Source organism: Gaetbulibacter aquiaggeris (assembly GCF_044003965.1).
Lineage (GTDB): Bacteria > Bacteroidota > Bacteroidia > Flavobacteriales > Flavobacteriaceae > Yeosuana > Yeosuana aquiaggeris.
In genome coordinates this window covers 68,842-94,452 of record NZ_JBAWKC010000003.1, presented here as the reverse complement: position 1 = coordinate 94,452, position 25,611 = coordinate 68,842, and the positions used below count along the sequence as shown (strand labels likewise).

Below are 25,611 nucleotides of genomic sequence, written 5' to 3'. Positions count from 1 at the left end.
CAATTTGCTTTTTTTATTAATGCTTTGTATAGTGCATTCACAAACAGCCACTATAAAAGGGATTATTTTAGATAGTAATAATTTACCTATTTCAAATGTTAATATTAAAACGGGAACTACTGGAACGGTAACGAATGACAATGGTTTTTATTTATTAAAAATCCAATCAAACCAAGATGTTGTTGTTGAATTTACTCATATTTCACATAAAAAGATTGAAAGTACCTTTAATCTTAAAAATGGAGAAACTTTTGAATTTAACCCGGTAATGAGTATTTCTGTTGAACAGATCGCGACCATTATCATTTCAGGTAAAAGACAAAATGATGTTAAAGGTGTGACAACTTTAAACCCTGAAACCATTAGAAAAATACCTGGTGCTAATGCAGGAGTTGAAAATTTATTAATGACGCTTCCTGGAGTAAGTAACAATAATGAATTAAGTACCCAATATGCCGTAAGAGGTGGTAACTATGATGAAAATCTGGTTTATGTGAATGATATTGAAATTTACCGCCCTTTTTTAATACGTTCCGGTCAGCAAGAGGGTTTGAGTTTTGTAAATACAGATTTGGTTCAAAATGTCGATTTTTCTTCCGGTGGATTTCAAGCCAAATTTGGTGATAAATTATCTTCCGTGTTAGATATTACATACAAAAATCCTTATCAATTTGAAGTGAATGCTGATTTAAGTCTGTTGGGTGGCAGCGTTTCTGTTGAAGGCATTAGTAAAGATTCAAAACTATCAGGTATTGTTGGATTGCGCTATAGGGATAATAGTCTTTTGGTGAATGCCAAAGAAACAGAAACTAATTATGACCCTGTATTTGCTGATGTTCAAACCTACCTCACTTATAAATTTACTGACAAGTTTCATTTAAGTTTTCTGGGAAATGCCTCATTAAACAAATACAGTTATCAACCACAAACAAGACAAACAAATTTTGGAACATTAACGGATCCCTTAGCTCTGATTGTGTATTATCAAGGTCAAGAAAAAGACCAATATCAAACCTTGTTTGGAGCATTTAAAGGCACTTATTTTGCGAATGACAAGCTTAACTTGCATTTAATTGCTTCAACCTATCATACCACTGAAGAAGAATACTTTGATATTTTAGCACAATATAATCTTGGACAGGTAAATGCCAATATTGGAGATGAGAATTTAGGGGAAGTAGAATTTAGCGAGGGTATTGGAGGCCAATTAAATCACGGAAGAAATGATCTGGATGCGCTTATTACTAATATAGAGCACAAAGGATCTTACAATATAAACTCCAACCAAATAGAATGGTCTGTTAAATATACTCATGAAGACATTCGTGATCGTTTGGTTGAATGGGAAGTAATAGATTCTGCAGGCTTTTCTTTAAATCCGCCAAAACTTGACTTTTTTAATGAACAACCTTATACGCCATATGAAGGGCCGTTAGTTGCCTATCAAAATGTAAGGGCTACCAATAATGCCAAAATTAACAGATTACAGGCCTACACACAATGGAGTAAGCGTTCTACCATTGGCACCAGTGATGTTTGGTATAATGCCGGTGTAAGGGTGCATAATTGGTCCGTTTCAGGAGAAAATATTGAATCTTCAAATCAAACAGTATTTAGCCCAAGAGCACAATTTGCAATTAAACCCTCTTGGCGAAAAGACATGCTTTTTAGAATTGCTGCCGGTCTTTATTACCAACCACCGTTTTATAGAGAATTACGCGATAGAACGGCCACTGTTCAACCAGATGTCAAAGCGCAACAATCAATACATTTAGTTCTAGGCAATGATTATAGTTTTAAAATGTGGGACAGGCCATTTAAATTGACGACAGAGGCTTATTATAAAAACTTGAATGATGTCAATCCTTATACTCTAGAGAATGTTAGAATTCGCTATAGTGCTACCAATAATGCGAAAGCTTATGCCTATGGATTGGATATGCGATTGAATGGCGAATTTGTTCCTGGGACTGAATCATGGTTTAGCTTTGGATATTTAAAAACTGAAGAAAACATTGACAATAGAGGTTATATTGCCAGACCAACGGACCAAAGATTGAAATTTGCAGCCTTATTTCAGGATTATGTTCCTAATATACCAAATATGAAAATGTATTTAAATTTGGTTTACAATACGGGTTTACCAGGAGGCTCTCCTAGTTATGCAGATCCCTATGAATATCAAAACAGATTACCTGCTTATAAAAGAGCAGATTTAGGATTGCTATTTGTGCTTGTTGATGAAAAAAAACAATTTAAAAGCGGCTGGAAAAAACCTTTTAAAGAATTATCATTTGGGATTGAAATATTTAACCTGTTTGATGTTCAAAACTCTATTACCAATACTTGGGTAAGAGATGTTTATAGCAAGCGCCAGTATGCTATTCCAAATTATTTAACGCCTCGGGTTTTTAACGTCAGAACGACCATGAAGTTTTAGTATTAAAATAATAAAGTTCCCCTTTTTAACTTTAATTTTATAGTAAATATAAATTGTCTTGTTATTTCTATATAAAATGAAAAGATTCCTAATTTTTACAGGATTTCTTCTGAGTGGAATCTTTATAAAAGCTCAAACCCAAGAAAATCCGTCTTTTGGGTCAGAGAATACTTTTGAAATAATGACGTGGAACATTGAAACATTTCCTAAAAACGGTCAAATAAGCATTGATTATGCTACCCAGATAATAGAAGCATTGAATGTTGATTTTATTGCTATTCAAGAAGTAAGTGAAATAGCTGCCTTTGATCAATTGGTAAGCAACCTGACCAATTATAAAGGTAAAATTGAGTCAACTTATTATGATGGTCTGGCTTTTTTATATAAACCTGATGTCATTACCATTAATAAGGTTTACAGAATTTATTCAACATCAGCTTACTGGAACACATTTCCAAGGGCTCCAATGGTGATAGATATTACTTACCAAAACCAAAAGATTTTTATTATTAATAATCATTTAAAATGTTGTGGTGACGGTCTATTAAATTTAAGTGATCCCAGTGATGAAGAATACCGAAGATATGAAGCCATGTATTTATTAAAATCCTTCATGGATTTAGACCTTCCAAATGAAAATATCATTCTTGTTGGTGATTTAAATGATGAATTAACAGATCCTTCCATTAATAATGTCTTTGAAGATGTTTTAAATGATCCTACAAATTATTTGTTTACAGATTTTGATATTGCTACAGGAAATAGCTCTCATTGGTCTTATCCATCATGGCCTTCACATTTAGACCATATTTTAATTTCTAATGAACTATTTGATGAATTTGGACTAAGTGATTCCAGTATTCAAACATTAAAAATAGAGGACTATTTGACAGGTGGCTGGGATGAATATAACCAGAATGTTACAGATCACCGGCCCGTTGCCTTAAAACTGTTAATGGATTCTGGCCTGGGTATAAAAGAGGTTCCTGAAAAAGATACTACTCAGTTTATAAATTATCCAAATCCCTTTAAATCAGAAACCACCTTTTCATTTCACAATACTTATGGGAATGCAGAAATTCAAATATATAATGTTTTAGGACAATTAATTTTATCTGAAAAAATACCTAATGGACAAACTGTATACCAATGGACCCCAAAAGGATTAACAATTGGAATTTATTATGTCAAATTAATATTAGATAAAAAAGAAGTGGGCAATAGAAAGGTTATCTTATCAAAATAAAAAAATAAATATTTATTTTTAGCCTTTAAATACTCTTAAAAATGAAAAATTTCCTAAAAATATTATTGATCGCCATTACCTTTCAAATAAGTTATGCGCAAAACAACATTATCCCCAAGCCTGTAAATTTCAATTTAACAAAAGACCATTTTGAGATTAATCGTGGGGTAGTATTTGACATTCGAACTAAGGATAAAGAAGTCATTAATTATACTAACCATTTTGAAAACCTTTTAAAAGAAAAAGGCATACAGATTTCTCCTAAAACTAAAAAGAATAATGCGGGTTCCATCATTATCACTTTATTAGAAGCTATTAATGATGAATTAGGGACCGAAGGCTATCTTCTGGATATTAAAAAAGACAAAATACTATTAAGTGCCAATAAGGCTTCAGGAATTTTTAACGGATTACAATCCTTGAGACAATTGTTCCCTTCTGAATTTGAAAAGAATGAACAGACTTTAACATCATTAACTTTAAATGGTTGTGAAATTAAAGACTATCCACGATTTAATTGGAGAGGCTTGCATCTTGATGTGAGCAGACATTTTTTTACGGTTGATGAAGTCAAAGCCTTTATTGATAAAATGTCTCAATATAAATTTAATGTTTTTCACTGGCATTTAACCGATGATGAAGGCTGGCGTATAGAAATAAAATCATTGCCAAAATTAACAGAAGTGGGTGCCTGGAGAGTGGAACGTTATGGTGATTTTGGAAAAGAAAGACCTTATCCTAAACCAGGTGAAAAGGCTACTTATGGTGGTTTTTACACTCAAGAAGAAATAAAGGACGTGGTTCAGTACGCCTTAAACCGAAATATAACGATTGTTCCTGAGATTGACATGCCAGGTCATAGTATGGCGGCACTTGCGGCATATCCAGAGCTTTCTACCAAACAAGAATCTAAATTTGTGAATCCAGGATCTAAATTTTCTGAATGGTATGGCAATGGTACCTTTAAGATGCTTATTGAAAATACCTTAAACCCAGCAGATGAACAAGTTTATGAATTTGTTGATAAAGTGTTTACCGAAGTCGCGCAATTATTCCCTGGAGATTTTATTCATATGGGTGGGGATGAATGTTATAAAGGTTTTTGGGAAGAAGATGAAAAGGTCCAGTTATTTATGAAAGAAAATAACCTGTCTAATAGTGAAGAACTTCAGAGTTATTTTGTAAAAAGAGTTGAAAAAATAATCCAATCAAAAGGTAAAAAATTAATAGGCTGGGATGAAATATTAGAAGGCGGCTTAGCCGAAGACGCCACGGTTATGAGCTGGCGCGGTATGAAAGGTGGCATAGAGGCTGCCAAATTAGGGCATCATGTGGTGATGACTCCAACAACCTATTCTTATTTGGATTATACACAAGGTGACCACAGTGTTGAAAATGTCATTTATAATGATTTAAGCTTAGAGACATGCTATAGTTTTGAACCTGTGCCTGAAAATACAGATCCAAAATATATTTTAGGTGGTCAGGGCAATGTTTGGACCGAAAAAATACCCACTATGCCTTTTGCTTTTTATATGACGTATCCCAGAGCATTTGCTTTATCAGAAACTTTATGGAGTCCAAAAGAATTAAAAAATTGGAATGATTTTATTCCAAGAGTTGAAGAGCATTTTACAAGATTTGATAATGCCCATCTCAACATTTCAAAAGCTGTTTTAGATCCCATTATAAACGTATATATAAAGGATGATCAGCTCCTATGTGAATTAAAAAATTCCATTCCAGATACAGAAATATTTTACACAATTAACAATACCTATCCTGTAAAGTTTGGTTTAAAATACAATGAACCATTTGTCATTCCAGAAGGCAATTTAAGTTTGCGAACTCAGACCTTTAGAAATGGCATGCCCATAGGAAGAGCTTTAAAAATTCACAGATCAGAACTGGTAAAAAGATCAGGTAAATAGCACGAAATCAAAGCGAAATGAGCTTCTATAAATTATTAAAAAATTATTCAGATATTTATAATGTATATTGATTCAAATTTAAACCAACCAATTAAATAACATTTTAATATGAAACATTTACTAATCATTAGTGTTGCCTTCTTTTTTATTAACTCGGGTTATGCGCAACACAATCATTCTCAGGCTAAAGATTCAAAAGAAATAAATCATGTACTGGCCTGCAGAAGTGGTGTAAACTTTGTAGATAATTTACCAATACCACAGCTTATGAATGGTGTTGGCTCTTCTAATTTAAAAATTAACACGAGTTCTGAGATCACTCAAAAATATTTTAATCAAGGCGTCAGTCAGCTTCATTGCTTTTGGGACCTCGAGGCCTATCGTTCCTTTAAAGAAGCCATAAAAAATGATTCAACGGCCGTTATGCCTTATTGGGGACTTCTCCATACTTTGGGCTTTATAAACAATGAAGAGTTTGATAAAGACAAGGAATTAGCCATCACTAAATTAAAAAGTTTAGTAGAAAAGGCCAATGGATTTGAAGCTATGTATGCAAAAGGTATTTTAGACATGGAAGAAACTAAAAACCCTAAAGGATACATTAAACAATTAGAAAACGTAGTACATCAATACCCAGATGATACCGACGCAAAACTATTTTTAGCCCTTTTCAATATGGCGGGTTATGATGAAGACATGAATCCTAAAGAAGGCATGATTTACAGTGAATATTTACTAAAAGATCTGCTTAAAACAAATCCTAAAAATCATGGTGTGCATCATTATTGGATACATCAAATGGAAAATTGCTGTCCTGAAGAAGCCCTTGAAAGTGCCAACATACTTGAATCATTAGCTCCAGAATCGGGACATATTGTTCATATGCCTGGACATATTTACTATAAAATTGGTGATTATAAAAAAGCGCATGATCAGTTTATTAAAGCTATGAAAGTAGATTCAACTTATATGTCAAATCAAAATATTACTGAAATTGATAACTGGAACTACATCCATAATCTTAATTACCTGCTTGCTAACTGCGCACAAGACGGACGTTATAACGAAGGACTCAAATATGCCCATCTGCTCGAAAACATGGTGTCCGTTGCCAGCAGAATTGATATGCATCGCGGCGCTTATTTTTATCAAGGGATCATTACACCAGCCATTATGGAAATGAGATTTGGCTTTTGGGAAAAAGCGATATCTAAATTTGAAGCTATTCAAGATAAAGACTCCTTATTTGGCAGGCAGGCTATGGATTATAAAACGGCCTTTTCCTATTTCTCTGCAGGTATGCATTCTCTTGAAAAAAGCAATATTGATTCGGCAATTATAAATTTAGATAAATTGGATGCTCTTTTTTGGAGAAGTTCACAATTAGAAAATGAAAAAGACCGGCTTAATCCTAATTCTTTAAACACTCTTAAAGTGGCTTCTGTAGAATTAGAAGGCAATATTTTAATTGCAAAAAAAGAATATGATAAAGGGATTGCAACACTTGTTAAAGCGGTTAAAATGGAAAAAGATTTAGGCTACTCAGAGCCTCCTTATTACCCAAGACCGGCTTTATTAAGCCTGGCCGAAGCCTATATTAAAAACAACCAATTTGATAAAGCTGAAGCATGTTATCACCAAATGCTTGAAAAACATCCCAATAGTGCCATTGCAAATTGGAAACTTATGCAGTTATACAAACTAACTAATAAAAAAGACCTGCTTAAGTTAACTACTTCAAAATTTAAAGATGTGACGCAGTATGGAAATCGAGAGATTTTTAAATAAACAAAATGGGGTTTTATAAAAACTCCTATTCTTTAGATTGAATAAGAGAGATCAAAACACTAATTAAATAGTCCACTTCTTCAATAGTATTATAAATACTAAAGGAAAATCTGACGGATGGTTTTTGCAAATCTTCAGCACTAAGAAATTCAGCTAAAACATGTGAAACTTGAGAACTTCCACTTTGGCAGGCACTCCCTTTTGAACAGGCAATTCCTTTTAAATCTAGTTGAAATAATAACATAGCAGATTTTTCTGCAGATACTGGTAAACAAACATTTACTAAAGTATAAGTGCTTTTTTCCAAATCACCAGAACAGCCGTTAAAATAAATATTCGGGATTTCTTTTTGTAGTCTATATATAAAATGTTTTTTTAATCCTTGAACATATGAACGTTCTGATTCAAGATTGTCATAGGCTAATCTTAACGCTTCTCCAATACCCACTATATTATGAACACTTTCAGTACCTGCTCTAAAGCCACGCTCCTGCTCTCCCCCAAAAATCAAAGGTTTTAAACCAGAATTTTTTCTGATAAAAACAAAACCAACACCCTTCGGTCCATGAAATTTATGGGCACTGGCGGCTAAAAAATCAATGGGTATTTCCTGCAGATCTAAAGTAAAGTGCCCAACAGATTGAACCGTATCACTATGAAATAAAGCTTTATAAGTTTTACAAATAATCGCTACCCGCTTAATATCTAAGACATTACCAATTTCATTATTAACATGCATTAAACTCACCAAAGTCTTTTTTTCTGTATCCAATAATTTTTCTAAATGTGCATAATCAATTTGTCCAGTTTTATCAATATTCACGTAACTTATTGAAATATTATATTCCTTTTGAAGCTGCTGGGAGGTATGCAAAATGGCATGATGTTCAATTTTAGAAGTAATAATGTGCGTCACATTTAAATCTCTGACGGCACTTCTTAAAACTAAATTATCTGCTTCGGTACCTCCAGAAGTAAATATAATTTCACCTGCAGACACATTTAAATAGCCGGCTATTGTTTTTCTGGATTTTTCAATAAGCGCTTTTGAGGCTCTGCCAAAACTATGAGATGAAGAGGCATTGCCATAATGATGCTTCATAACCTGCGTCATCACCTCAATCACTTCCTCTCTAATAGGAGTGGTTGCAGCATTATCAAAATAAACCTGATTCATTATAAATTATTAAAAAGCAAAAATACTTGAAATAAAATTATTATCATTAAAGTACGTTATAAATAACAATTCCATTATTTTTGTCAAAATCCAAATACAATGCGTCATTCTTTTTTAATTGTCATTATATTCAGTCTGTTATCAACTTTTTCATGCAATGATGGTGATGTCATTACTATTTCACTTGATTTTGATGATACTTTTGAAAGCTGTGGAGATTTGGTTTTTTACAACACAAAAAATGACCCGGCAGAATCATTATCACTTCAAATAACATCACCAGCTTTAAGCATTAGTGATTTACTTCAGGTAGGTGCTGATAATACACTTGTAACGACAAGAACAATAAACGGTACAAGCAATACTTTTAATTACAGGAGTTATGCCTCCCTGCCTTCTAATTTGTTTTGTAATGATATTCCTCCTTCAGATATCGTCATCACCAATGATTATGAAAGTACCACCGGCACAGCAGTTATTACAACTAAACTCACTGAAGATGATAACGATACGGTTTTGGCTGCTTTGGAAGATATTAATGGTAATGGGGATTTGAATGATGATGATACCGATGGTGATGGTATTCCTAACTATTTAGATAGTGATGATGATGGAGATAATATTCTTACCAGAGATGAAAAACCAGACCCCAATAAAGATAACTCGTTAAATGATGCACAAGATACGGATGGAGATGGCATTCCTGATTATTTAGATAGTGATGATGATGGAGACGGCACATTGACCCGGGATGAAGAAAATTACAGTCAGGACCAAAACCCTGCTAACGACGTGACGAATAGTGAAGTTGGAGCCGATTATTTAAATCCGGAAGTTAATTCATTAGTACCTGCAACAGCCTATAGAGAACACAGCATATCTGAGACTTACGTGATAACTATGACCATTAATAATGTATCACTACCCAATATATCTCAGGATGTATTAAATTTTGGAACATTATCAAACAGTGCTTTATCTACTTCCAGAAAACTAACACCCGAGTTTTAATTATTAGGAGCTACATTTTGATAAATATAAACCTCTGTGGCCCCTAAGCCATATTTTTGATAATTGGCATCATAAAATTTGACATTATTATATCTTCCAAAAAGATAATCAAGCTCAATTTTCAAAACACCTTCTCCAACACCATGAATAAAAACCACTTTTTGAATACGCTTTTGTATCGCAAAATCTAATTGTCTCTTGGCTGTTTCTAATTGTAAAGTGAGCATATCGTGGTTTGACATGCCTTTTGAAGAAGGAACCAACTGATGAATATGCAAATCAACTTCCATGGTGGGCTCATATCTGTCTTTAGTTCTTTTAACAGGTTTGCTTTTTCTAAGGGGCTTTTCCTTTTCTGAAATGACCTCATTAGCATTTGAATTTGAAAACAATTCCTGTTTAAAACCATTGCCATGTTTATTCAAAATAAGTTCATTTTCTTTAAAATCCAGAAGAAATCCTTCCTTTGTTTCAACAGAAATCACATTATCATGAATTTGTTTTATGACGCCAGACAAATCCTCATCCAATACTAAAACAGAATCTCCAAGTTTAAATACCATAATTAGTCGTGTTTAACAATATCATTATCATCTTCCTGATCCTTTTTACTTGGAATTGTTTTAGCAATTCTATAAACCCCTATCATAAGTAATACAATACCACCAATTAATATATATTGGTTTTGATCAATACCAGATTTGGCATACATGGCCACAATAGCTCCAATAAAAATGAGTAGATAGTTTAAGTATTTCATATTAATTATAAAAAAATTTCAGTCAACTAAATTACATGAAATAATAGATTAAAGGAAACAATTTTAACATCAAATAATTATATAGACACAATTGAAAAGAAGATTATAATTCCCCTTTAAAAAATTTTGAAATTTAAAACTCATTTTTAAAAACCAATTATTAAAGCTATTTTTCTTATATTTAATCATCAGTAAATGAAATATGTAGCCTTATGGAAACAAGACCAACAAGACCCAACAGCTATTTAGCATTAGCCATTATTAGCACCATATTATGTTGTTTACCTGCTGGAATTGTAAGCATTATTTACTCAACCAAGGTAAATAGCCTTTATGAAGATGGTAAATATGATGAAGCACTAAGTGCCTCAAGAAATGCGAAAACCTGGGGAATAGTTTCTGTTGTCATTGCCTTATTTGGTTGGGTTTTTTATGTGCTATTTTTTGGATTAGCCCTTTTTGGAATTGCAGCCCTTGAACATTAAACTTAAACCCGTCTTATATTTCATTTTTGCTGCTCTTACGTTTGCGTTAGCCTATTTTTATTTTAATTATAATCCCAGCGCATTAAGTATTTTTCCAAAATGCCCGTTTTACTCCATTACCGGATTATATTGTCCGGGTTGTGGAAGCCAGAGAGCTATTCATCAATTTCTTCATGGACATGTTTTAGAAGGACTCAAACACAACTTTTTGATTTTAATTCTGGTAACCGTTTTAATTTATGATGGCACGCTGTTTCTGTTAAATCTTTATACAAAAAAATCTTTTAATAATTTATTGCATCAATCCAGAATTACCAAGTTGATGTTAATTTTAATCTTGTTGTTTTGGTTTTTTAGAAATATAAATTTTTATCCTTTTACTATATTAGCACCATAAACAAAAGTGAATGCCTGGATTGGATGATTTTATGTTGCCCTGTTTAAACAAAGCCCTTTTTGGGGTGGAATGTCCTGGATGTGGAATGCAGAGATCGGTTTCACTACTCATTCATGGTGAATTTATTGCGGCCTATAAGACATACCCGGCCATTTATGCACTAATACTTCTATTCTTATTTATAGGTTTAAATTTTTTCTTTAAATTTAAAAATTCAAACAAAATAATAAATGGTCTTGCCATTTTATCCATCTTAATAATCTTAATTAATTTCGTCTATAAACTAACCTTTTAAAAATTGAACATGGAAACACAAAAACTCAATCCAACGGTCGTCTATATTTTGGCAATTTTTAGTTTATTATGCTGTTGCTTTGGAGGTTTTGGATTTATACTCTCTGGTATTGCCTTTTTCATTGCAAACAGTAAATTAAATGAAGCTGAAGCTAATCCTGAAAATTTTGATCCTCAAAGTATGAAAGCTATGAATACGGCTAAAATGATTGCCTTAGCTATTTTAGTTATTAATATATTATATCTTATATATACTTTGTATAGGATTTACACCATTGGATGGGATGAAATTATGGAACAATCAACCATAATGATGGAACAATGGCAGCAAACTTAAGATAGATTGTATTCATAAAAAAAGCGACCTCATAAGGTCGCTTTTTTTATATTATATTTTATTTTTCAAACTGCTTTAGCGATTTTATAATGATTGAAACACAATCCAATAATTGTTCTTCTGTCATTACTAAAGGTGGTGCAAATCGAATAATATTACCATGTGTTGGCTTAGCCAATAAACCATTGTCACGCAAGGCTAAACATATATTCCAGGCAGTGTCACTCTCTTCATCATCATTAATGACAATGGCATTCAGCAATCCTTTACCTCTTACCAATTTAGCAATAGTACTGGTTTCTATATATTTTTGTAATTCGTTTCTAAATAAATTCCCAAGATAAAACGCATTTTCAGCTAATTTTTCATCTCTAACTACTTCAAGAGCAGCAATAGCAACAGCCGCCGCTACTGGATTACCACCAAATGTACTACCATGATTTCCTGGTTTTATAACATTCATTATAGCATCATTAGCTAACACAGCTGATACAGGATAAACACCACCACTAATGGCTTTTCCTAAGATAAGAATATCAGGTTTTACTTCCGGAGTACCTGAACAATTCTTGTTCTCACAGGTGCAGTTACCGCAAGTGGCTAATAATCGTCCTGTTCTGGCAATACCTGTCTGTACCTCATCTGCAATAAATAAGACATTATATTGTTTGCATAAGGCTTTTGCTTTAGCTAAATAATCATCACTAGGAACATACACCCCAGCTTCACCCTGAATTGGTTCTACTAAGAATCCGGCAACGTTAGCATTATTTTTTAAAGCAGTTTCCAAGGCTACTAAATTGTTATATTCAATTTTTATAAAACCATTAGTAAAGGGCCCAAAATGTTCGCGAGCTACAGGATCATTGGAAAATGAAATGATGGTCGTTGTTCTGCCATGAAAATTGTTTTCACAGACAATAATTTCAGCCTTATTTTCTTCTATCCCTTTTACTTCATAGGCCCATTTTCTGCATAGTTTCAAAGCAGTCTCAACAGCTTCGGCACCCGTATTCATGGGTAATAACTTATCAAAGCCAAAAAACTCACAGGCAAATTTTTCATATTTACCAAGCATGTCATTATAAAAAGCTCTTGAAGTAAGGGTTAGTGTTTGTGATTGATTAACGAGTGCATTTACAATTTTAGGGTGACAATGCCCCTGGTTTACAGCGGAATAGGCTGATAAAAAATCATAGTATTGTTTTCCGTTTACATCCCAAACATACACGCCTTCTCCTTTAGTAAGAACCACAGGTAGTGGGTGATAATTATGAGCACCATACTTGTTTTCTAAGTCAATTACTTGCTGAGATGTCATTTGTTCTAAAACAGCCATTTTAATTTATATTTAATTAATAAAATAACCATTCCTACTCTACCTTTATCCTTTCGAAGAATCGAAAATTCAGCGTGGGAGAGAAATCATCCTAAATAGGTGTGCAAGTTACTAAATATTAGTTGCTTCATAAAATGTTATTCAGATATTCTTCCAGAAAGAGATAGCAACTGTAACTCAAGTCGTTTTAACTCTCTTAAAAGCGCGTTTTTATCCATTTGTAACCAAGCAAAAAGCTTCAACATGCTTAGTGCCATTAAAAACATAAGGCCTCCTAGCCCCCATTTTATGAGATCATTTGTTTGGTCTGTACCAAAAAACATAACCAGACAATACACAAACAATGCAAAGAATATTAAGGTCATAAAATTCATGACATACATAAGCCATTTATTCTTGCCATGAAATAAACCAGTGAGCATTTGTAAAACATTTTGCTCCTCTAAATCTTCATAGAATTTTGCTTCTTCTTTGCTTAAAGTTTCTTTGATCAATTTGTCAATATCTTCCATATTATTTTTCATGAGTTCTATTTTTAAGTGTTTGTTTTAATGATTCTCGCGCATTGAATAATCTTGATTTTACTGTCCCTGTTGATAGGTTTAAAAGCTTACTGATTTCTTTTAATGAATAACTTTCTAAGTAAAATAAACGAATAACGACCTGTTGGTTAATTGGCAAAGCCTTGATTGCTTTCAACAGGTGTTTTTCTAAAGATTCCGTAAAATCCTTATCCTCCATTTCACCGTCTTGCTGACAGATATATTCTTCTTTTATTTTTTCAGATTTTTTTATATTTATAAGAACATCTAAAGATTTTCTGTAAACAATTCTGGAAATCCAACCACCAAAGCTATTGGGCTCTTTCAAGTTATTAATATTAAGAATCACTATTTTCCAACATTCCTGAGCAACATCCTTTGATAAATCGGCATCTTTTAATATCCAAAAAGCCTTTTCACACAATATTTTATGCCAACGCTGAACTAACAAAACAAGCGCCTGTTTATTCCCAGATTGAAAATCTACAACTAAAAAACAATCAGATTTAAACTCAGGGTTCTTCATAATATTCTTGCAGGGTTCTATATTAATGACGTAAGAATTACAAAAAGGTTCATTTTATTTTTAATAAAAGCACAAAACTCTTAAAGTTAATCGAAATAAAGTGATTTTTATTTACCGCTATTATTATTTTTGCAGCATGTCAAATAGAACAAAAAAACAAATCTTCACTAATATTGAAGTTTTAGACGCCGGCGCTAAAGGAAAAACTATTGCAAAAGCACCTGACGGCAAAGTTATTTTATTGCCAAACGCGGTTCCGGGAGATGTTGTGGATATACAAACGTTTAAAAAGCGCAAAGCATACTATGAAGGTAAGGCTATTACTTTTCACAAACTGTCTGACAAAAGAACTCAGCCGGCTTGTGAACATTTTGGTGTTTGTGGTGGCTGTAAATGGCAGGACATGGCTTATGAACACCAACTCGCGTACAAGCAAAATGAAGTAGTCAATAACCTAAGGAGAATTGGACATATTGAATTACCTGATGTTACGCCTATTTTGGGTTGTGAAAACCAGTATTTCTATAGAAATAAAATGGAATTTTCTTTTAGTGACTCACGCTGGTTAACCTTAGAAGAAGTAAAATCTGATAAAGATTTAGGAGATAAAAATGCCTTAGGGTTTCACATCCCCGGGATGTGGGATAAAATCCTGGATATAAAAAAATGTCATTTACAAGAAGATCCATCTAATGCTATCAGAAATGCCGTTAGGCAATTTGCTTTAGATAACCATCTTAAATTTTTCAACACAAGAAATCAATCTGGCTTCTTGCGGACTATGATGATTCGTACTTCAAGTACTGGAGACCTTATGGTGATGATTCAATTTTTTAAAGAAGATCAAGAAAACAGAGAATTGTTATTGGATTTTATTGGGACCCGTTTCCCTGAAATAAGCTCTTTGCAATATGTTATTAATGAGAAGGCGAATGACACTATTTATGATCAGGAAGTGATTTGTTATAAAGGCAAAGATCATATTTTTGAAGAAATGGAAGGCCTGAAATTTAAAATAAATGCCAAATCCTTTTACCAAACCAATTCTGGTCAAGCTTATCAACTCTACAAAATAGCCAGAGACTTTGCCGGTTTAACAGGCAACGAACTGGTGTATGATTTATATACTGGTACTGGCACTATTGCCCAATTTATAGCAAAACAGGCTAAAAAAGTGATTGGTGTTGAAGCGGTACCTGATGCCATTATCGCGGCTAAAGAAAATGCACAATTAAATGATATTCATAACGTTGAATTCTTTGTGGGTGATATGAAACATGTTTTTAATGCCAGTTTTATTGGAAAGCATGGTAAGCCAGAGGTTATCATCACAGACCCGCCTCGTGACGGTATGCATAAAGATGTGGTGCAGCAAATACTAAATATCGCACCTGAAAAAGTTGTATATGTGAGTTGTAATAGTGCCACCCAAGCCAGAGATTTAGCCCTAATGGATGAGCAATATAAAGTAACTAAAGTACAAGCAGTAGATATGTTTCCGCAGACATTTCATGTTGAAAATGTTGTACTTTTGGAAAAACGGTCTTAAAGGCCTATTTAATATAGGAGTTTGAATAGTATATGAAACATTATAAAATATTAGCCTTATTTTTTGGTATTATTACCATATTATCAATGGGTTGTGAACCTGACGATATTTGTCCGGAAAGTACTCCAACCACGCCTAGTTTAATCATACGCTTTTATGATATCTTGAATCAAGACAGTAAAAAGAATGTATTTAATTTAAAAGTTCAAGGCGTGGGTAACGAAAATCCGTTAACAGATTATAATGTAGTTACTAAAGACTCCATTGTATTGCCATTAAAAACAGATGCCAACACCACGCAGTATTCACTGCATAAAGAGTATTCTAATACAGATAATATTATTGGTGGTAATGAAGATATTATTACCATCAATTACAGTACTGAGCAAGTGTATGTATCAAGGGCTTGTGGTTACAAAACCATATTTAAAAACGTCACCTTAACCATCAATAATGATGGTGATAACTGGATACAATCAAAAGAATCAATTAACGATAACCAATCTGTAGAAGATGAAAAAGCAGCGCATTTTAAGTTATTTCATTAGCCTTTTTTCTTTTTTGCTGCTTGGTGTATCCCTTCATGCACAAAATGACAGCATTACAACTACGGTTAATGATTCTATAAAAATAAAACTTAAATACGGACTTCGGATTGGCGGTGACGTTGGAAAATTGATTCGCTCTTTTACTGATGACGACTATAGCGGTTTTGAAGTTAATGCCGATTACAGGATAAAAAAGGCTTTATATATTGCTGGAGAGCTAGGTATTGAAGAAAAAACCACCATAACTGATTATTTAGATGTCACAACCAGTGGCACTTATTTAAAAGCTGGTGTTGATTATAATATGTATAAAAACTGGCTGGATATGGATAATATGATTTATTCAGGATTCCGGGTTGGTGCTGCAGCGTTTAGCCAAAATTTAAACAGTTTAGCAGTTTACAATACAGACCAGTATTGGGCGCCTCAATATGCTTCTGCTGAGTCTCAGAAATTTAATGATTTAACAGCAGTTTGGGTGGAATTAATTATAGGTATAAAAGTAGAATTATTTAATAACCTCTATTTAGGTTTAAACGCACAACTTAAAGGATTGGTCACAGAAACAATTCCTAACAATTTTGCAAATATTTATATCCCAGGATTTAATAAAACCTATGATAGTAGCAAAATAGGCGTAGGTTATGGCTATTCTATTTCTTACTTAATACCTCTTTACAAGAAAGATAAAAATTAACCTTTAGCTTTTTAGAAAGATTAATCTTGATTTTTTTGCGTTTTTCTGTTTTGTTAGCAATCAAAATAAATTATTACTAATTACGCACTTATGCGTCATTATTATTATTTTAATTTTTATAAATTAGCGTTTTTACATAAAAAAAATACAATTTTAACTAAAACCAACCAAACAAATGAATTCTCATAAAACAGAACGTCTCCATGCATTAGATTCTTTAAGAGCCATCATGATGATGTTAGGCATCGTATTACATTCTTCAAACACCTATGTTTTGGCTGATTATGGGGCTTCATGGCCTCTAAAAGATCCTATAAGCACTGCTGGTTATATGGATTGGATTTCAAGTTTTGTGCATGCCTTTAGAATGCCGATATTTTTTGTGGTGGCAGGTTTTTTTGCTTCACTCCTGTTTCATGAGCGTTCTTCAATAAAAATGATAAAAAATAGAGTCAATCGTATTCTCTTACCATTTCTTGTATTTGTGGTTTTATTATGGCCACTGGTTGGGATTACCTTTGACTATTCTAATATTGTGTTCGCAGAAGGAAGTAGTCCATTGGCAAGTGCTTCAGAACGTTTTTCTAATGTGCTTGCTTTTATTCCAAAACGCACCATGCATTTATGGTTTTTATACTATTTAGTTTTATATTCTATAGCATCCTTTATTGTTGGTTTAATTTTTAAACAACTACCATGGTTTACTAAACAATCAAGTCAGTCATTTAGTTTTATTATTCAAAGACCACTACTTAAATTATTCGTGTTTTCAGCTATTACATTGTGTATTTTAATGATCATGAATCGTACTTGGGTAGCCACCTCGCTAAGTTTTATTCCAGATCTAAACACTTTTATTTTTTATGCCTTTTTCTACTTTTTCGGATGGATTTTATTTAAATCAAAATCCTATTTAAGCAGTTTTATGACCTATGACTGGGCTTTTACTATCTTGGGAATTGCCTTGTTTACGGTTTATTTTTTAATGGATACCTCCACACTCCCGCTACAGGTAATTATGATTATAAAATCAATAAATGTGTGGCTATTTATTTTTGGTTTTACAGGACTTTTTATTCGTTATGCCAGCAATCATTCTGCTGTTATGCGTTATGTTTCAGATTCTTCTTATTGGGTATATTTATTACATTTACCTTTAACTGCCTTTATACCGGGTTTAATTTCTGAATGGTCTATGCCTGCTTTTTTTAAGTTTTTTATAGTCATGGCAGGAACCGCATTGGTTTGCTTTATTACCTATCATTATTTTGTAAGGTCGACTTTTGTAGGAGTGTTTTTAAACGGTAGAAAATATTCAAAAAAATTAAAAGATATTAAATCACCTGTTCTAGTTGCCAGTGCTGCAAATTAATGGTTATCCCTTAATAAATACTTTTATGACGTTTGCTTTTTGTGAATATACAAGCTAATTTAGATTTCTAATGCTGTTGTTATTTCGGTATGGCATGTCATAAATCAATAATAACAACAGTTTACAATTTTATAGACATACAAAAATATGAAACGACATTTAGCATTAACTATTTTCCTATTTAGTATTCTAATAGACTGTGGATATTCACAATCCAAAACAAGCATTGAATTAAAAGACAACTGGTATTACCTTAACGGAGAAAAATACTTTATCAAAGCCATTGGTTATGAAATAGGTGCACGCCCGGGTCAGCACCCGTATGAAGATGCCAAAAAAGATGAACTGGAATTAATGAAATTTGATCTGGCAAAAATTAAAGAAGGTGGCTATAATACTATTAGAACCTGGAGTCAATATTCTGAAGCTCAATTACAACTTGTACAAAAATCGGGACTAAAACTTATCATGGGCTTAAATATCAGACCCGAAGAAGATTACGGTGATCCACAATTTATAAAAGAAAGTGAAACTGAGATAAAAAGGGTCATGCAATATGCTAAAAAATATGATTGCATTATAACCTATCTCGTCATTAACGAACCTCAAACCGACCATATTCATAGCGTTACAGGCAAAGCCTTTGTAAACCTTATGAAAACCCTCATAAATATTATCCATGAAGGTCATCCAGGAATTCCTGTCACCCTTTCTGCAAATGCCATGATTAGTGATTATATGGATGAAAGTTTTTTTGATGTGTATGCCTACAATTGTTATGACCACAATGAAGCCCAAACAGCTACCATGGGATTTAAAGATTATATCAAGGGCTTGAATGAATTAAACGGATTGGATAAACCCTTTATTACCACTGAATTTGGATATTCTGTATCACCGTCAGGTGGTAATGGCCAGTATGGTTCTAACACTTTAAAACAGCAAAGTGATGGCCTTATATCCAATTACAGAGACCTTATAGATGCCGGTGCGGTGGGTATGTGCCCCTTTTATTATGCCGATGGCTGGTGGAAAGGGGGCAATAAAAGTGATCATAGTTTAAATCAGCCCGAAGAATGGTTTGGTTTCTGGGGATATAGTGATCTGAATGACCAATATGGTTCACCAAGACCTGTCTGGTTTGCTATGCGCGATTATATGAAAGGCTTGATTATCAGTCCAAAAAACAATTCTATTCATACTCAGACTAATATCCCTTTAGAGCTCTATAATGACACGGATGTGAAAAAAGTAGTGGTAAAATTTCGTGATAAAGCACTCTATAGCAAAAGCATAACTAAAGAAGGCTATTTTGCTGATTCATTCGTAATTAATCCTGATGGAATAGATGATATGGAACTGGCTTTTGAATTTTATAATAAGGACAACGAGATTATTAAAAATGAATCCATTAATATACTAGCGTCCAAGGGCCCTTTTGAATTACCAAAATTAACCATTACAGTGACCCCTGATAAAGACTTAAATGATGGTAAAATTGCAAGTATTAAAACTAAAATAGAGACTACAAATCATTTTAAACTGGTGGGTGATTTGAAAGTTAACTATAATACCCATTTAGGATGGGAAGTAGGGCCACAGGCATCCGTTTCTATAAAAGATCAGTTGGATAAAAAAATCATTACTTCAGAAAATTTCTTTCATATTCCTGATAATTGCTGGGTTGTAAACGCCTCTGCAGGTATTTCAGTTCAGTATGGTAAGTTTGTCTTTAAAATCCACGACCAAAAAATAATTTACAGAGGAGATTGGGCTAAAGAAGTGGGGAGAAAATAAACAAGTACTTATCCGCCTTGTAATTTATCAGCACCTTCCAATAAACCAACCAGTTCCTGAGGGTTATGAATTAAAATAGGAATATGTTGTGGACAAATATAAAACTCACTGTCCTTATGATAAAATTTGGTCACAGGTGTTTGCTGTGACGATTTCTTACAAACTAAACACGTTTTTTCTGCACTCATAAAATGATTATTTAAAACTATCACAAAGCTATTTTATATTTTATTCATAAAAACTAATATTGGTCATACTTTAAAGTTTTTATTGTAAAATAAATAGTCCTCATTACAGTTAATAACTGCTGACAAACACCTATTCTTTAGTATAGTGTTTTCATTACGGAAATTCTAACTTCGCTAAGCGAACTCCAAAAATATTACTTTAAATACTTGCCTTTTTTGCTGCCTTCATACATCACGTATTTAACTAAACGGGCTTCCAATTTGGCATTCATTAAATGTATTTTTCTTGAAGGTCTTAAGCCCACATGTTTTAAAGCATCTAAATTACTGGTAATAAACCAGGCATCAGTTCCCGGGTAATTTTGCTTTAATGTATCGCCAATATCTTTATAAAAGGCTTCCATGTCAATATTTAAACGCTCACCATAGGGCGGATTAAAGAGCATATGCAGTTTGCCTTCACCCCCTTTCTGGGTTTTAAAAAAATCTTCATGCTTGATCTCAATAAAATCATCTAACTGGGCATTTTTTACATTTTCCTTGGCCTTGGCTACGGCACTTGGTGCTTTATCGTACCCAATGATTTTATGATGAAAATCGCGCGTTTTACTTAATAACGATTCTTCTATTTTTTCAAACAACTCTACATCCCAGTCCTGCCAGCGTTCAAAGGCAAACTCTTTACGCATTAAATTGGGTGGAATATTACAGGCTATCATGGCTGCTTCAATCAGAATAGTGCCACTACCACACATGGGATCCATAAAATCAGATTGCCCGTCCCAACCAGAAAGCATTACTAAGCCGGCAGCCAGCACTTCATTAATGGGTGCTATATTAGTTGCCGTTTTATAGCCACGCTTGTGAAGAGAATCTCCTGAAGAATCCAGCGACACCGTACATTGTTGTCTGTCTATATGGATATTTACCTTTAAATCTGGAAAACGCAAATCTACATTAGGCCGTTCTCCGGTTTGATCTCTAAACCTGTCTACTATGGCGTCTTTTGTTTTTTGAGCTATATAAAGTGAATTGGTAAATAAATCAGAATGTATGGTAGCATCAATTGCCAAAGTGCCGGTGGGTTTTAAATAATCTTCCCAAGGCATTTTTTTAATTTTATCATATAAATCCTGCTCACCAGTAACAACAAAGGTTTCAATGGGTTTTAATATTTTAATAGCGGTACGTAAGGCCAGGTTTGATTTATACATAAACCCTTTATCACCAGAGAAACTAACATTCCTCACTCCCGTCTTTACCTCTTGAGCGCCCAGCAGAGTCAGTTCATTTGCTAACAGGTCTTCAAAGCCAAACAATGTTTTGGCTACCATTGTAAAATTATTCTCCATTATTTATAATAAATAGATTACAAAAATAGCTTAATTTTGTATGAAACATAATGTTTATTTAAAATTAGGTTAAGGATTGAAGCGGCATCCTTTTGTTTTTTACAAAAGATACAGTGGAAAGCCTGACCGCATTAACAATGCGGTAACCTCCTTAAAAAGTATATGATAAAAGAAAGTTCAGAATGGTTTAGCGCTTGGTTTGACACACCATTTTACCACATACTTTACAAAGACAGAGATGAGATTGAGGCCCATGCCTTTATGGATAATCTCACTAATTATCTGAACATTCCTGAAGGTGGTTCCATTTTAGATTTAGCTTGTGGCAAGGGCAGGCATTCTCTATATTTAAATACCCTTGGTTATGATGTAACCGGCGCTGATTTATCTGAAAACAGTATTGAATTTGCCAAACAATTTGAAAATGACCACTTGCATTTCAAAGTGCATGATATGTGCAAACCGTTTAATAAACAATTTGATGCGGTTTTTAATTTGTTTACAAGCTTTGGATATTTTGATGATGAAGTGGATAACTTAAATACCATTAAAGCAATAAAAGCAGATTTAAAAGACACTGGTTTTGGGGTAATTGATTTTATGAATACTAATTTTGTCTTAGAAAACCTGGTTTTAGAAGAGTTGAAAGTAGTGGATGGCATTACCTTTTTTTTAAGACGTTATTTGCAGGATGGTTATTTATATAAAGACATTAATTTTTCTCAAAATGGCGAGGATTATAGTTTTCATGAACGTGTAAAGGCCTTTAGTTTAGCTGACTTTGAATCTTTGTTTGAACAAGCCGGTGTTTATTTATTGGATGTTTTTGGTGATTACAAACTGAATAAGTTTAATCCGGCAACCTCTGAACGTTTAGTAATGATTTTTAAATAGAACATTGAAATGTTGAATATATTACTACCCATCTTTAGTGTGCTATTAGGATTTTTAATTGTGGTGTCTTTAAAACCGGCACAACGTAAAAATTTAAAATTATTATTGGCCTTTAGTGGTGCGTTTTTACTCTCTATTACCGTTTTTAATTTTTTACCTGAAGTTTATCAGCACAACGATAAATCTATTGGGTTATTTATAATGATAGGAATCATGCTCCAAATAGTGTTGGAGTTTTTCTCAAAAGGTGCAGAACATGGTCATGTGCATTTAAATAAAGACAGTTCTTTATTTCCCTGGTTGTTATTTATAAGTTTATGTATTCATTCAGTTTTAGAAGGCATACCCATTGAAGCGCATCATAACTTAATTTATGGTATTATAGTTCATAAATTACCGGTGGCCATTATATTGTCAACCTTCTTTTTAGCCTCAAAACTAAGCAAGTTTAATATTGCTTTTTTCCTAATTACTTTTGCTCTAATGACTCCTTTAGGTGTTATTTTGTCTCAGTATTTTGTATTTTTCCAAGCCTATTATTATGAGATCTCAGCTTTAGTTATTGGTATCTTTTTGCATATTTCAACCACTATTTTGTTTGAAAGCAATGAAAACCATAAGTTTAACTTGACCAAGTTAGTAACTATTATTATCGCTATCATGATTGCGTACGTTATGTAATGTTTAGTAAGGAAGAATCACGCATTTTACGTCATGAATTTTGGACCAGTTTTGGGAAATCCTTTCCCAGAAAATGGATTTTATATGATACCAAGTTAAAAGGCTTTAGTTTTAAATTTTATTTTGACACCAAGCAGGCGTTAGTAGCCCTTGACCTTGAAGATGATCTAGAAAACCGCATTAAATACTGGGAAAAACTCCAGTCTTTGAAAACGATTTTAAAAGACAATTACCTTCCTGAGGTTATTTTTGAAGAAACCTACCTGCTTAATAATGAAAAAGAAATTTCAAGAATTTATGTGCCTTTAGATCAAAAAGTTTCCATTCACAACAAACATACCTGGCGCGATGTTATGGAATTTTTTAATGCGCATATGGCTTTGTTTGAAGATTTTTTTAATGATTACAGAGAAATCTTAGAGGATTAATTTTTCCATTTTATAATCATCCATTATAAAGCCATTGCCTATATCAGTTATCATTTCTCCTATTATTTTAAAACCCATAGCTTTATAAGCAGCAATGGCACTCACATTAAACCTATTAACTCCAAGGGTAATGGATTTGCAATGCATTTCTATGGCTTTCTCTTCAATAAAATTCATAGCAGATTTGCCTATTTTTTTTCCTCTATACTCTTTAGACACGTAAATTTTACTTAAAAATAAGGTTTCGTCTTCCTTCTTGATTGAAAGATAACCAACCAAGTGATTATTGAAGTATATCATAAAATAGTGATAGCCATCAATAAACTGTACATACGTGGCCTCTGCAGATTGAAAGTTCTTGACCATATAATCAACCTGCTCTAAACCTATTATAGGTATATAATGTTCGCGCCAGATAACATCTGCTAATTGAGCTATATCAGAAAATTGTTTCTTTGCTGTTGCCATTAAAAAATTAATCATAACCCTTAATTATATAACATAAAAGAAAATCATAAAAAAGTGAAAAATGGCTCCAGCCAGAACAAATAAATGCCAAATCACGTGATTATAGGGAATACGATGAATGGCATAAAAAACAATACCCACAGTATATGCCAATCCACCCGCAAAAAGGAATAAAATACCATCTCCAAAAATATTGGCCAGATTTGTGAAATCAAATATTATAAGCCAACCCATCACTAAATATAATAAGGTTGAAAAGATTTCAAATTTACCTGTAAAAAACAATTTTAAAACAATGCCAAATAAGGCAATGCCCCATACCACATAAAACAAGGTCCATCCTAAACTATGATTCAATGATATCAATAAAACCGGCGTATAAGTACCTGCAATGAGCAGATAAATACTTACATGATCTACAATTCTGAAATAATGTTTTTTACGTTCATCCTTTACTGAATGGTATAATGTAGAGGCGGTAAATAAAATGATAATAGAAATCCCATAAACAATGGCACTGAAAAGACTATATGCTGTTTTATGAGTATCAAAAATAATGAGCAAAATAAGGGCAACAATTCCTAATAAAGCGCCCAGTCCGTGAGTTTGTGCATTTAATTTTTCTTCAAAACGAGATTGTAATTTCATATAAAGTTCTAAGGGTTTTTATGCTTTATCCATTTATCGGTTAAATCATAAAAATTATATTCTTTGGCAGCCTTTTGACGCTTTAGTATACCACTCATAAAATTACGCTGTAAGATGTCTTCAATCAAAAAGTCTTCTTTTACATTTAAAGGATCAAAGCCCTCTTTTAAGGACAAATCAAACATACTGGCCGTGGTGTTATACCAAAAAGCACTCCAACCACTACGCAACTCTTTTACCAAATTAAACGTAGTTTCGCCAGTTTGTCTGTGTATCAACTTTATTAAAATTTGGCCTTCAGTACGCGTCAATTTTTTTAATCTATCTGAAAATTCACCTTCAATATATTTTTGAATGACCTTAGTGTATTTCTTTTTCTCACGCTTAGTTTTTAATTTTTCTAATCTTGAGTTCAAAGAATCTAATCTATCCGCAGCCATTTTTGCATAAGGATATACTTTTATGGTTTTACGTCTTAAAATTAAATAGCGCATTCTATCTTCCTTGCTATCAAATTTTAATTTGTTAAGTACGTAGACCTCATCTAAATTTATGGTCTCTCTTGGTATAGAATCACCGTCAATTATATAGTAATCATAATCTGTTGAGTCTTTTTCAACTTCATTGATTTGTGAAAAAAGAAAGAAAGGAAAAAGTATGAATATATAGGGCGAAAAATTCATGTCTAATTATAACCTGATTGATTATTCAAAATT

General features: G+C 33.0%; 28 protein-coding genes. 17 read left to right on the top strand and 11 right to left on the bottom strand.

The features are described from left to right. Positions 1-19: 19 nt before the first annotated feature. The 4 genes from V8G56_RS09640 to V8G56_RS09625 all read left to right on the top strand — a co-directional run bounded on the left by V8G56_RS09640 (position 20) and on the right by V8G56_RS09625 (position 7,405). Positions 20-2,440 (top strand): TonB-dependent receptor, encoded by a 2,421-nt coding sequence (locus V8G56_RS09640; protein ID WP_395438246.1) that lies wholly within the window; start codon positions 20-22, stop codon positions 2,438-2,440. A gap of 76 nt (positions 2,441-2,516) precedes the next feature. Further along, positions 2,517-3,686: an endonuclease/exonuclease/phosphatase family protein gene (locus tag V8G56_RS09635; RefSeq protein WP_395438245.1), complete on the top strand. Its 1,170-nt coding sequence runs from the start codon at positions 2,517-2,519 to the stop codon at positions 3,684-3,686. Positions 3,687-3,727: 41 nt separating this feature from the next. Next, positions 3,728-5,617: a beta-N-acetylhexosaminidase gene (locus tag V8G56_RS09630; protein ID WP_395438244.1), complete on the top strand. Its 1,890-nt coding sequence runs from the start codon at positions 3,728-3,730 to the stop codon at positions 5,615-5,617. A 108-nt stretch (positions 5,618-5,725) separates the two neighbouring features. After that, positions 5,726-7,405 carry a tetratricopeptide repeat protein gene (locus tag V8G56_RS09625; protein WP_395438243.1) on the top strand — a complete coding sequence of 560 codons (1,680 nt, stop codon included), beginning with the start codon at positions 5,726-5,728 and terminating at the stop codon, positions 7,403-7,405. A gap of 25 nt (positions 7,406-7,430) precedes the next feature. Here V8G56_RS09625 and V8G56_RS09620 read toward each other — a convergent pair whose 3' ends face one another. Then, the gene (locus tag V8G56_RS09620; protein ID WP_395438242.1) at positions 7,431-8,582 is read right to left on the bottom strand and encodes a cysteine desulfurase family protein; all 1,152 of its coding nucleotides are present in this window, start codon (positions 8,580-8,582) and stop codon (positions 7,431-7,433) included. Positions 8,583-8,681: 99 nt separating this feature from the next. On the opposite strand from V8G56_RS09620, the gene V8G56_RS09615 reads away from it, so the two are divergent. Beyond that, positions 8,682-9,593, top strand: coding sequence for a hypothetical protein (locus V8G56_RS09615; RefSeq protein ID WP_395438241.1), 912 nt, complete (start codon positions 8,682-8,684; stop codon positions 9,591-9,593). On the opposite strand, the gene V8G56_RS09610 is transcribed toward V8G56_RS09615, so the two are convergent. Further along, positions 9,590-10,156, bottom strand: a complete 567-nt coding sequence (locus V8G56_RS09610; RefSeq protein ID WP_395438240.1) for a Smr/MutS family protein — start codon at positions 10,154-10,156, stop codon at positions 9,590-9,592. The genes V8G56_RS09615 and V8G56_RS09610 overlap by 4 nt on opposite strands. A 2-nt stretch (positions 10,157-10,158) precedes the next feature. Then, the gene (locus tag V8G56_RS09605; protein ID WP_395438239.1) at positions 10,159-10,353 is read right to left on the bottom strand and encodes a hypothetical protein; all 195 of its coding nucleotides are present in this window, start codon (positions 10,351-10,353) and stop codon (positions 10,159-10,161) included. A gap of 212 nt (positions 10,354-10,565) precedes the next feature. Here V8G56_RS09605 and V8G56_RS09600 point away from each other — a divergent pair, with 212 nt between their 5' ends. Genes V8G56_RS09600 through V8G56_RS09585 form a run of 4 tightly spaced genes read left to right on the top strand, consistent with a single transcriptional unit; the run spans position 10,566 to position 11,866 of the window. Beyond that, a complete protein-coding gene (locus V8G56_RS09600; RefSeq protein WP_331632167.1) occupies positions 10,566-10,838 on the top strand; it encodes a CD225/dispanin family protein in 273 nt (90 codons plus the stop codon). Further along, the gene (locus V8G56_RS09595; protein WP_395438238.1) at positions 10,828-11,235 is read left to right on the top strand and encodes a DUF2752 domain-containing protein; all 408 of its coding nucleotides are present in this window, start codon (positions 10,828-10,830) and stop codon (positions 11,233-11,235) included. Before V8G56_RS09600 ends, V8G56_RS09595 begins: the two co-directional genes overlap by 11 nt. A gap of 10 nt (positions 11,236-11,245) precedes the next feature. Beyond that, positions 11,246-11,530, top strand: a complete 285-nt coding sequence (locus tag V8G56_RS09590; RefSeq protein WP_395438237.1) for a DUF2752 domain-containing protein — start codon at positions 11,246-11,248, stop codon at positions 11,528-11,530. A gap of 9 nt (positions 11,531-11,539) precedes the next feature. Further along, positions 11,540-11,866, top strand: a complete 327-nt coding sequence (locus V8G56_RS09585) for a CCC motif membrane protein (RefSeq protein ID WP_395438236.1) — start codon at positions 11,540-11,542, stop codon at positions 11,864-11,866. 58 nt (positions 11,867-11,924) lie between these two features. On the opposite strand, the gene rocD is transcribed toward V8G56_RS09585, so the two are convergent. The 3 genes from rocD to V8G56_RS09570 all read right to left on the bottom strand — a co-directional run bounded on the left by rocD (position 11,925) and on the right by V8G56_RS09570 (position 14,273). Beyond that, the gene (gene rocD, locus V8G56_RS09580; protein ID WP_395438235.1) at positions 11,925-13,205 is read right to left on the bottom strand and encodes an ornithine--oxo-acid transaminase; all 1,281 of its coding nucleotides are present in this window, start codon (positions 13,203-13,205) and stop codon (positions 11,925-11,927) included. A gap of 137 nt (positions 13,206-13,342) precedes the next feature. Continuing rightward, on the bottom strand, positions 13,343-13,729 hold the full coding sequence (locus tag V8G56_RS09575; RefSeq protein ID WP_395438234.1) for a DUF6768 family protein: 387 nt from the start codon (positions 13,727-13,729) through the stop codon (positions 13,343-13,345). Then, complete coding sequence (locus tag V8G56_RS09570; protein WP_395438233.1) at positions 13,719-14,273, bottom strand: RNA polymerase sigma factor; 555 nt, start codon at positions 14,271-14,273, stop codon at positions 13,719-13,721. Before V8G56_RS09570 ends, V8G56_RS09575 begins: the two co-directional genes overlap by 11 nt. 136 nt (positions 14,274-14,409) lie before the next feature. Between V8G56_RS09570 and rlmD the strand changes: the two genes are divergently transcribed. The 5 genes from rlmD (at position 14,410) to V8G56_RS09545 (ending at position 20,236) form a co-directional block, all read left to right on the top strand. Beyond that, entirely contained in the window at positions 14,410-15,822 is a 1,413-nt protein-coding gene (rlmD, locus tag V8G56_RS09565; protein ID WP_395438232.1) for a 23S rRNA (uracil(1939)-C(5))-methyltransferase RlmD, read from the top strand. 32 nt (positions 15,823-15,854) lie between these two features. Then, positions 15,855-16,370, top strand: a complete 516-nt coding sequence (locus V8G56_RS09560; RefSeq protein ID WP_395438231.1) for a DUF6452 family protein — start codon at positions 15,855-15,857, stop codon at positions 16,368-16,370. Beyond that, positions 16,336-17,067 (top strand): DUF6048 family protein, encoded by a 732-nt coding sequence (locus tag V8G56_RS09555; RefSeq protein ID WP_395438230.1) that lies wholly within the window; start codon positions 16,336-16,338, stop codon positions 17,065-17,067. Before V8G56_RS09560 ends, V8G56_RS09555 begins: the two co-directional genes overlap by 35 nt. A gap of 175 nt (positions 17,068-17,242) precedes the next feature. Then, entirely contained in the window at positions 17,243-18,439 is a 1,197-nt protein-coding gene (locus V8G56_RS09550) for an acyltransferase family protein (protein WP_395438229.1), read from the top strand. Between the two features lie 147 nt (positions 18,440-18,586). After that, complete coding sequence (locus tag V8G56_RS09545; RefSeq protein ID WP_395438228.1) at positions 18,587-20,236, top strand: glycoside hydrolase family 2 TIM barrel-domain containing protein; 1,650 nt, start codon at positions 18,587-18,589, stop codon at positions 20,234-20,236. A gap of 8 nt (positions 20,237-20,244) precedes the next feature. Here V8G56_RS09545 and V8G56_RS09540 read toward each other — a convergent pair whose 3' ends face one another. Together V8G56_RS09540 and V8G56_RS09535 are read right to left on the bottom strand one after the other, a co-directional pair. After that, entirely contained in the window at positions 20,245-20,424 is a 180-nt protein-coding gene (locus V8G56_RS09540; RefSeq protein WP_395438227.1) for a hypothetical protein, read from the bottom strand. A 194-nt stretch (positions 20,425-20,618) separates the two neighbouring features. Next, entirely contained in the window at positions 20,619-21,776 is a 1,158-nt protein-coding gene (locus V8G56_RS09535; protein WP_395438226.1) for a THUMP domain-containing class I SAM-dependent RNA methyltransferase, read from the bottom strand. Between the two features lie 162 nt (positions 21,777-21,938). Between V8G56_RS09535 and V8G56_RS09530 the strand changes: the two genes are divergently transcribed. Genes V8G56_RS09530 through V8G56_RS09520 form a run of 3 tightly spaced genes read left to right on the top strand, consistent with a single transcriptional unit; the run spans position 21,939 to position 23,779 of the window. Then, entirely contained in the window at positions 21,939-22,670 is a 732-nt protein-coding gene (locus V8G56_RS09530) for a class I SAM-dependent methyltransferase (RefSeq protein WP_395438225.1), read from the top strand. Between the two features lie 9 nt (positions 22,671-22,679). Beyond that, on the top strand, positions 22,680-23,351 hold the full coding sequence (locus tag V8G56_RS09525; protein ID WP_395438224.1) for a ZIP family metal transporter: 672 nt from the start codon (positions 22,680-22,682) through the stop codon (positions 23,349-23,351). Further along, complete coding sequence (locus V8G56_RS09520) at positions 23,351-23,779, top strand: DUF4268 domain-containing protein (protein WP_395438223.1); 429 nt, start codon at positions 23,351-23,353, stop codon at positions 23,777-23,779. Before V8G56_RS09525 ends, V8G56_RS09520 begins: the two co-directional genes overlap by 1 nt. Here the strand turns inward: V8G56_RS09520 and V8G56_RS09515 are convergent. Genes V8G56_RS09515 through V8G56_RS09505 form a run of 3 tightly spaced genes read right to left on the bottom strand, consistent with a single transcriptional unit; the run spans position 23,768 to position 25,578 of the window. Then, on the bottom strand, positions 23,768-24,262 hold the full coding sequence (locus V8G56_RS09515) for a GNAT family N-acetyltransferase (RefSeq protein WP_395438222.1): 495 nt from the start codon (positions 24,260-24,262) through the stop codon (positions 23,768-23,770). The two genes, V8G56_RS09520 and V8G56_RS09515, sit on opposite strands and share 12 nt — an antisense overlap. Positions 24,263-24,271: 9 nt before the next feature. Next, entirely contained in the window at positions 24,272-24,895 is a 624-nt protein-coding gene (gene trhA / locus V8G56_RS09510) for a PAQR family membrane homeostasis protein TrhA (protein ID WP_395438221.1), read from the bottom strand. Positions 24,896-24,903: 8 nt separating this feature from the next. After that, the gene (locus tag V8G56_RS09505) at positions 24,904-25,578 is read right to left on the bottom strand and encodes a DUF4294 domain-containing protein (RefSeq protein WP_395438220.1); all 675 of its coding nucleotides are present in this window, start codon (positions 25,576-25,578) and stop codon (positions 24,904-24,906) included. Between the last annotated feature and the right edge of the window lie 33 nt (positions 25,579-25,611).

Coding starts and splice junctions, on each gene's coding strand:
- V8G56_RS09640 (WP_395438246.1), top strand. CDS start 20: ATGCTTTGTATAGTGCATTCACAAACAGCCACTATAAAAGGGATTATT.
- V8G56_RS09635 (WP_395438245.1), top strand. CDS start 2,517: ATGAAAAGATTCCTAATTTTTACAGGATTTCTTCTGAGTGGAATCTTT.
- V8G56_RS09630 (WP_395438244.1), top strand. CDS start 3,728: ATGAAAAATTTCCTAAAAATATTATTGATCGCCATTACCTTTCAAATA.
- V8G56_RS09625 (WP_395438243.1), top strand. CDS start 5,726: ATGAAACATTTACTAATCATTAGTGTTGCCTTCTTTTTTATTAACTCG.
- V8G56_RS09620 (WP_395438242.1), bottom strand. CDS start 8,582: ATGAATCAGGTTTATTTTGATAATGCTGCAACCACTCCTATTAGAGAG.
- V8G56_RS09615 (WP_395438241.1), top strand. CDS start 8,682: ATGCGTCATTCTTTTTTAATTGTCATTATATTCAGTCTGTTATCAACT.
- V8G56_RS09610 (WP_395438240.1), bottom strand. CDS start 10,156: ATGGTATTTAAACTTGGAGATTCTGTTTTAGTATTGGATGAGGATTTG.
- V8G56_RS09605 (WP_395438239.1), bottom strand. CDS start 10,353: ATGAAATACTTAAACTATCTACTCATTTTTATTGGAGCTATTGTGGCC.
- V8G56_RS09600 (WP_331632167.1), top strand. CDS start 10,566: ATGGAAACAAGACCAACAAGACCCAACAGCTATTTAGCATTAGCCATT.
- V8G56_RS09590 (WP_395438237.1), top strand. CDS start 11,246: ATGCCTGGATTGGATGATTTTATGTTGCCCTGTTTAAACAAAGCCCTT.
- V8G56_RS09585 (WP_395438236.1), top strand. CDS start 11,540: ATGGAAACACAAAAACTCAATCCAACGGTCGTCTATATTTTGGCAATT.
- rocD (WP_395438235.1), bottom strand. CDS start 13,205: ATGGCTGTTTTAGAACAAATGACATCTCAGCAAGTAATTGACTTAGAA.
- V8G56_RS09575 (WP_395438234.1), bottom strand. CDS start 13,729: ATGAAAAATAATATGGAAGATATTGACAAATTGATCAAAGAAACTTTA.
- V8G56_RS09570 (WP_395438233.1), bottom strand. CDS start 14,273: ATGAAGAACCCTGAGTTTAAATCTGATTGTTTTTTAGTTGTAGATTTT.
- rlmD (WP_395438232.1), top strand. CDS start 14,410: ATGTCAAATAGAACAAAAAAACAAATCTTCACTAATATTGAAGTTTTA.
- V8G56_RS09560 (WP_395438231.1), top strand. CDS start 15,855: ATGAAACATTATAAAATATTAGCCTTATTTTTTGGTATTATTACCATA.
- V8G56_RS09555 (WP_395438230.1), top strand. CDS start 16,336: ATGAAAAAGCAGCGCATTTTAAGTTATTTCATTAGCCTTTTTTCTTTT.
- V8G56_RS09550 (WP_395438229.1), top strand. CDS start 17,243: ATGAATTCTCATAAAACAGAACGTCTCCATGCATTAGATTCTTTAAGA.
- V8G56_RS09545 (WP_395438228.1), top strand. CDS start 18,587: ATGAAACGACATTTAGCATTAACTATTTTCCTATTTAGTATTCTAATA.
- V8G56_RS09540 (WP_395438227.1), bottom strand. CDS start 20,424: ATGAGTGCAGAAAAAACGTGTTTAGTTTGTAAGAAATCGTCACAGCAA.
- V8G56_RS09535 (WP_395438226.1), bottom strand. CDS start 21,776: ATGGAGAATAATTTTACAATGGTAGCCAAAACATTGTTTGGCTTTGAA.
- V8G56_RS09530 (WP_395438225.1), top strand. CDS start 21,939: ATGATAAAAGAAAGTTCAGAATGGTTTAGCGCTTGGTTTGACACACCA.
- V8G56_RS09525 (WP_395438224.1), top strand. CDS start 22,680: ATGTTGAATATATTACTACCCATCTTTAGTGTGCTATTAGGATTTTTA.
- V8G56_RS09520 (WP_395438223.1), top strand. CDS start 23,351: ATGTTTAGTAAGGAAGAATCACGCATTTTACGTCATGAATTTTGGACC.
- V8G56_RS09515 (WP_395438222.1), bottom strand. CDS start 24,262: ATGATTAATTTTTTAATGGCAACAGCAAAGAAACAATTTTCTGATATA.
- trhA (WP_395438221.1), bottom strand. CDS start 24,895: ATGAAATTACAATCTCGTTTTGAAGAAAAATTAAATGCACAAACTCAC.
- V8G56_RS09505 (WP_395438220.1), bottom strand. CDS start 25,578: ATGAATTTTTCGCCCTATATATTCATACTTTTTCCTTTCTTTCTTTTT.